At 39.1% G+C, this 6,249-nt stretch carries 5 protein-coding genes and 1 pseudogene; all 6 read left to right on the plus strand.

Features of this window, described 5'->3' with window-relative positions; all coding sequences use genetic code 11:
- The first annotated feature begins 93 nt into the window (after positions 1-93).
- Positions 94-408, plus strand: a complete 315-nt coding sequence (locus AC1UFB_RS16865; protein ID WP_025910164.1) for a hypothetical protein — start codon at positions 94-96, stop codon at positions 406-408.
- 567 nt (positions 409-975) lie between these two features.
- Positions 976-2,664, plus strand: coding sequence for a hypothetical protein (locus AC1UFB_RS16870; protein ID WP_482589532.1), 1,689 nt, complete (start codon positions 976-978; stop codon positions 2,662-2,664).
- 168 nt (positions 2,665-2,832) lie between these two features.
- The gene (locus AC1UFB_RS16875) at positions 2,833-4,062 is read left to right on the plus strand and encodes an ABC transporter permease (RefSeq protein WP_482589533.1); all 1,230 of its coding nucleotides are present in this window, start codon (positions 2,833-2,835) and stop codon (positions 4,060-4,062) included.
- Positions 4,059-5,213 carry an ABC transporter permease gene (locus tag AC1UFB_RS16880; protein ID WP_076513081.1) on the plus strand — a complete coding sequence of 385 codons (1,155 nt, stop codon included), beginning with the start codon at positions 4,059-4,061 and terminating at the stop codon, positions 5,211-5,213. The genes AC1UFB_RS16875 and AC1UFB_RS16880 overlap by 4 nt, the downstream gene beginning before the upstream one ends.
- Complete coding sequence (locus AC1UFB_RS16885) at positions 5,210-5,938, plus strand: ABC transporter ATP-binding protein (RefSeq protein ID WP_328101630.1); 729 nt, start codon at positions 5,210-5,212, stop codon at positions 5,936-5,938. Before AC1UFB_RS16880 ends, AC1UFB_RS16885 begins: the two co-directional genes overlap by 4 nt.
- 107 nt (positions 5,939-6,045) lie before the next feature.
- Positions 6,046-6,181, plus strand: a pseudogene (locus AC1UFB_RS16890) (helix-turn-helix transcriptional regulator); the annotation flags it as partial.
- Positions 6,182-6,249 lie beyond the last annotated feature (68 nt).

The following is a 6,249-nucleotide window of genomic DNA, read 5'->3' on the forward strand; positions in this document are numbered from 1 at the left end:
CAATCATTTTGTTATGTCCCAAACTCTTGGTACAAACGATAAAATGAGCTATGATATACTAAAAGAAGTAAGTACAGATAAGGGAGAAGTTGTATGAACGAAACGTCAGTTACAAAAATTATTCTTATGCAAACAGAAAAGTTAGCTCGTCAGTACGGCTATGATTTTTTATATGAACCGCAGGGAGATAAAACGCTTTGTCAAATTATTCAGCGAGATGAAGATGGCTCGATTTTAGGAACGCCGCTTAGCTTTCATATCGACATGAACGAAGAGAAAGGAATTGGCCAAATTAGCTATTATCATGAGCAAGGAGAATTTAAAAAGCAAGATGTAAGTGTATTTGAAGAAAACAGCTTAGTTAACGTATTTCTATTTATTCAACAGCGACTTCAAATTAATTCGTAAGAGAGGCTGGGACTAAGTAATTCAGTCAATGATAAACCTGAAAGATTGAGAGTTCCTCCCCGCGGAAAGCGAGTGGCCGTAGCGCAATGGAACGAACGTGTTCAGACAAACCAAAGAGGTGGGAACAGCTAGTGTTCGTCTTTTAGAAGCAATCATTTTGTTATGTCCCAAACTCTTTTTTATTGTGAAAAAAGGCTCGTTTTCCTTTCTTTTAACATGATGCTAAGTCAATGTTCATATACATATCATCGTTGAGCTTTTGGAAGATAGGAAAAAATGGAGTAAAAAGGAGGAGAAGTGATAGCCTTCTATCGAATTATAAAAAAGATCTGCTTCGTTAGGAACTGACAGATTCATATTTTTGGTAAAAATTAATGAATTTGGTTTTAATCTGGTTATATAGGGGAATGAAAAATGAGTCTTTGTATCTGTTAGGTATCTTCTTTTTATCAGCTAAATGAACTAAAAAATGTCTTTTTTTGTCGAACGACTAGAAATACTGGTAATGATTCCTTATCATGTACAAGGGACCAAACAAACAATTATTTACAGGAGGATGTAAAACGTATGAGCGATGAAAACAAAACAAGGGAAGAAACTGCTGCTTCCTTAGAAACAGCTCCAGCTCCGAGAAAAGCACCAACAAAGTTAATCATCGGATTGGCGATTTTATTTGTGCTTATTGGTGCAGCGGTTACGTTTGGCTATGTATTCATGAAATCACCAAAGCAATTATATTTAATATCTGAAGTGAATACATACAACAAAATGGCCGAAGAAATTGAAACGAAATATGGCGAAAGCTTAGCATTCCAAGAAAAAGCACTAGAGCAACCATCAAGCTCAGCGGCTTCTATCAGCGGTGATTTTTCAATGAACTCACTTGCTGCTGATCCATCTTATCAAATGATTCAAGATATGATTAGCAAATCGACGATTAATGTAAAAACAGAGCAAGACCCTAAAAAGCAAGAAACATATGGTTCATTAACGCTTGATATTGGTAACACAAAAGCACTTGACATAGAAGGTTATCAAACAAAGGAACAAATTGGTTTTAAAGCACCAATTTTAGCAAATCAATTCTTCTATTTAAACCTTGATGAGTATGGTCAGGTTATGCGCATGTTTGACCCATCATATACGGGTCCAGATAAGTTAGAACTAAACCAAATTAAGGTGGAAGATTTAGAACTAACGGAGAAAGAAAAGAAAGCAATTGCAACAAAATACGGAAAGTTCTTCTATGATAACTTAGATGAAGACTACTTTACAAAAGAAAAGAACGCTGAGTATAAACAAGGTGATGAAACGTTAAAATTCACGCGTCTAAAGCTTGAAATGAACCAAGAACAAACGGAGAAATTTGTTCAAAAGCTTGTAGCGGAAATGGCAAAGGATGATGAGCTACAAACAATCATTGCAAAACGCGTTGCAACGATTGCTGAATCATCCGCTGCAACAGATCCAGAAATGGCTGAATTAACAGATGAAAAAGAAGTGAAAAAACAGCTAAAAGAAGGCTTGGACGAATTTAAAACAGATGTGAAAGATCTTAAATTCCCTAAAGGCATTAAATCAACAGTTTACATCAATGATGATGAAGTAATTGTGGATCGTAACGTAGAGTTTGCTGCAACTTCAGCTGATGACAAAGACAATGTAGGAAATGTAAAAGTAGCAACAAAAGATGTAGAATACGCGGACAACAAGCGTGCTCAACAGCTAGCTCTTACGATTGGAAATGACAACAATGATAGCAAAGTAGTGCTTGATGTGACAAACGACATTACAGCTGACGGAGAGAAGAGTTCTGAAAAGTTAGTTGCTAGCGTTAACGCTTCTGATTCAACAACAGAAGACCTAAACTTAAAGTTCACAATGGATTCAGTTGTGAATGGAAAAACGGATGCGAAACAAACAGCTGATCGCAAATTCACGCTTGACTTGGGTGATCAAGCTCCAGGCTACACGTTCAGAGGTGACCTTAAGCAAGATCAAAACATTGATGCTTCAAAAGGAAAGTCAGATTACAAGTTTGATATTAACTTAAAAGTTGGTATGCCGACAGATTCAGCTGATATCAACTTAAAGATTAACTCAAATTCTGAATTAAAAGACGAGGCGGATATTCCAGCAGTTGATTCTAAGAACGGTAAAAACGTAAAAGATATTACGCCAGTTGATTTAATGAAGATTCAAGAAGACTTCTACACAAACTTACAAGGTTTAATGATGGATCCTGATATTTCTTAATCTTAACAGTTAATAGTTCATACAAAAGCGGATGACGTGTGCAGCATGTTATCCGCTTTGTTAAATTTATCAGGTTTGCAGTAGGTCTGAATCTACTTGTACAACCATATAGTAAACTATCATATCTAGTTACAATTCTAATGTAATAATGCAGGGAGAGAAGAGCAGGTGAAGATATTCTTTTATTTATGCTCATTCACATGGAAGGCGATGCTAAAAAACTGGAAGTCTTTTAGCCTGCTTCTACTTGCTCCTGTTCTATTCTTAATAGGAGCAGGGGTCATACTAACAGAAACAATGGAGGATGAAGCACGGATACAAAAGTTTCCGGTGGCAATTGTCGATGAAGATGATACGCTTCAAACAGAATACGTCATCAAACAGTTAACGGAAAGTGAGCAGCTAAGCTCACTTATCAATCCTGTGTATCCAACAAAAACAGAAGCACAACAAATGCTGTCCAAAGACGAGATTGCGGCGTTTGTTGTTTTATCAGATGGCTTTAGTCATTCGATTGCAACGGGAGAAAACATGCCTCTTGTTGTAGTGGGGAATAAAAACAAGCCGCTTCAGGCTCAGCTTTTTCGCTATGTCATGGATAGCGCAGCTGACTATACATCCGCTGCTCAAAGCGGCATTAATACAATCGATCACTTTCTACAAGAAGAAGGAGCCAGCACGGCAGAGAGACAATCTGAATTTCGTCGCAGCCTTCTTTCATTTGGACTTCATGTTCTTGATCGTGGAAGCGTGTTTGAAGAACGAATAGCGACGTCTTTATTTCAGCAAGATATGAAGCAGTATTATATTCTCTCGTTCTTTTTAGTACTGCTCATGATTTGGAGCTACAGCAGCATGCTTTTTGTAAAAGGACTTCATTCAAATTCAGTGCTTAAGCGTATGCAGACGCACGGAGTATCCTCACTACACGTTCATCTTGCTCAGTTTAGCAGTATGTTCTTACTCGTTTTCGTTTTAGCGCTAGGATTATACGCAGTAGGAATAGAGAAGCTTGACTTGTCACTATCGTACACGTGGGGGCAACTAATTGGCAGCGTTGCAGCTAGTTCATTCGCTTTTTTAGCAACGTTTGCTCTCTTGCAAGCTATCTTCGTCAGTGAAAAGCTGTATCAGCTAGTAGGCGTTCTGTTCCTTGCTGCAGCTTCTCTTGTAGGCGGACATATTTTACCTAGCGTTTATTTACCAGAGTGGTTGCTAATGCTTCAAACCTGGTCTGTTAACGCCTGGTCGCTGCAGATGATGTTTGGCTTATTTGGAGGCTATGAGTCAGTAGACTGGTCAGAATCAATGAGCTGGCTCGTCGTTTACGGTCTCACTGCTTTTAGCTTGTCGCTCCTCTGGACGGCACTGTTTCAAAAAAGGAGAGTGAGCCTATGAATCTCATGATGGAGAAGCTGAAGGCTATTATCCGAAAGCCATTTTTATTGATACTTCTTCTGGTGCTTCCTGCTGCAGGTGCTTATGTAGGCCAAATGTTTCTTCAAAACGTTGAGAACGATGTGAAGATTCCAGTTGCCATTGCGGATGAAGACCAAAGTAAACTTTCTAAGGAAGTAATCCAGCGAGTTACGACGAATGAGAGAATTAAATTGATAGCTACAACGGCTGATGAAGGAGAAAAAAAGCTTCTCCGAAATGAAGTAGATAGCTTATTTATCGTTCGAGAAGGCTTTATGGATAATATTAAAAAAGAAGATTATGAAGAAACGATTGAGCTGGTGAAAATGCCAGCGTCAGTTGCGACGAGCGTTGTAGAAGAAGTGATTGCTAGTGAAGTAACGCGCTTATCGAGCAACAGTAAAGCTGCTATTCAAGTAGAACGCTTGTATGAACGTTATCGTTGGGAAAAGCCCGAAACCCTATGGGAAGATGCGTATCGCTATACGGACGAGCAGTGGAAGCCAGAACCGTTAATGACCATTCAATATGTGACTGATGGACAAGAAGGTGCACAACCTGATGAGAAGCAACAGACTATAAATCGCTCTGTTCCGCTGTGGGGCTTTTTGACGCTTGTTGTGTCGCTCATGGCGATGGAATGGGTCCTAAAGGAAAAAGGGCCTATTTTCAAGCGAATGAAGACCTTGCCAAAAGGCGTCATGTCTTATGTGTATCAATCGGTAGCAGCATACGGGTTTGTTTTGATCATCCAAACTGTCCTGAGCTTTTTCTTCTTTTTGAAAGTCGGAGCGGTGACAGATAGCAGAGTACTGCTGCTAATGCTCATATATCTCTGCTTTTGCTTAGCGTTTAGCTTTTGGCTAGCTACGGAATCACGTCACCTCGGGCGCTACTATACCGCAGGATTCTTGATTGCGATGATGCTCAGTATTATCGGGGGCGTATTTTTCCCAATCAGTGACATAGCGGAGCGGCTAGGCGCAATTGCTACATGGATTCCTCAGCATCTATTGGTTACGCAGCAGCTTGTACTTGCTAAAGAACTTTGGATTCAGCTTGGAACAATACTAGTCATCACCATTTTATTATGGTTAAAAGCAGTGTGGAATGTGAGGTCGATTACGTGATTTCAATTGAAAAAGTAAGTAAGCGTTATGGAAGAAAAAAATCATTAAATAAAGTGTCTTTGCATGTGAAAAAAGGTGAGATACTGGGACTGCTAGGACCAAACGGTGCAGGGAAGTCTACGCTTTTATCCATTTTAGCAACGCTCACTAAGCCTTCGGGTGGCGAAGTGATCATCAACGGTCAGCGTTTAAAAAAAGCTAAAAAGCACATTCGTAGTCAAATTGGCTACGTCCCGCAAGATATTGCACTGTGGGAAGAACTGACGGTAAAAGAAAACATGCGACTGTGGAGTAAAATGACGGGGCGATCCGTATCAGATGATGAGCTAAAAACACTTTGTAAATCTGTGCAGCTAGAGGGGAAATGGAGCGAAAAGGTTCAAAATTTATCAGGCGGAATGAAGCGGAAGCTCAATATCGCCGTTGCGCTCATTCATAAACCAGCGATTTTACTTATGGACGAGCCGACGGTGGGAATTGATTTGCAGTCGAAAATGGAGATTGGCAGATACATTCAAAAGCTTACGAGAGAAGGAAAAACAGTCATCTATATTACGCATGACTTGAATGAAATTCTAGGTTTATGCCACCGATTTGCTGTGTTAAAAGAGGGAGAAGTACAGTTTATCGGTACGATGGAAGAAGCGAGAACCGCAACAAGACAACACAGTGACGAAGCCGTCATCTATCAGCTCCTTCATCCAGCAGTGCAGCGTGGTTATTAAAAGTCGTCTCTACAAGTTAGGGCGGCTTTTTTATTTGTGATAAAATGTAATATATATATTGAATTATGTCATGTATATGTTACAATTAAAATGGAAGTAATTGGTATATAGTTAAAAATAATGTGAAGTTATTTCGAGTTCAAGCAGATTTAACTCAAAGTGAGTTGGCTGAGAAGGTTGGCGTAACAAGGCAAACGATTAGCCTAATTGAAAAAAGGGAAATATAATCCAACTTTAAAACTCACTAGTGTTGCATTAATTTAAATTAACTATTAAAAAGACTCAAAATCTTCAATTTTATTATTTTAGGC

It is taken from the genome of Priestia sp. KCTC 13724 (genome assembly GCF_056820425.1).

Coding starts and splice junctions, on each gene's coding strand:
- AC1UFB_RS16865 (WP_025910164.1), top strand. CDS start 94: ATGAACGAAACGTCAGTTACAAAAATTATTCTTATGCAAACAGAAAAG.
- AC1UFB_RS16870 (WP_482589532.1), top strand. CDS start 976: ATGAGCGATGAAAACAAAACAAGGGAAGAAACTGCTGCTTCCTTAGAA.
- AC1UFB_RS16880 (WP_076513081.1), top strand. CDS start 4,059: ATGAATCTCATGATGGAGAAGCTGAAGGCTATTATCCGAAAGCCATTT.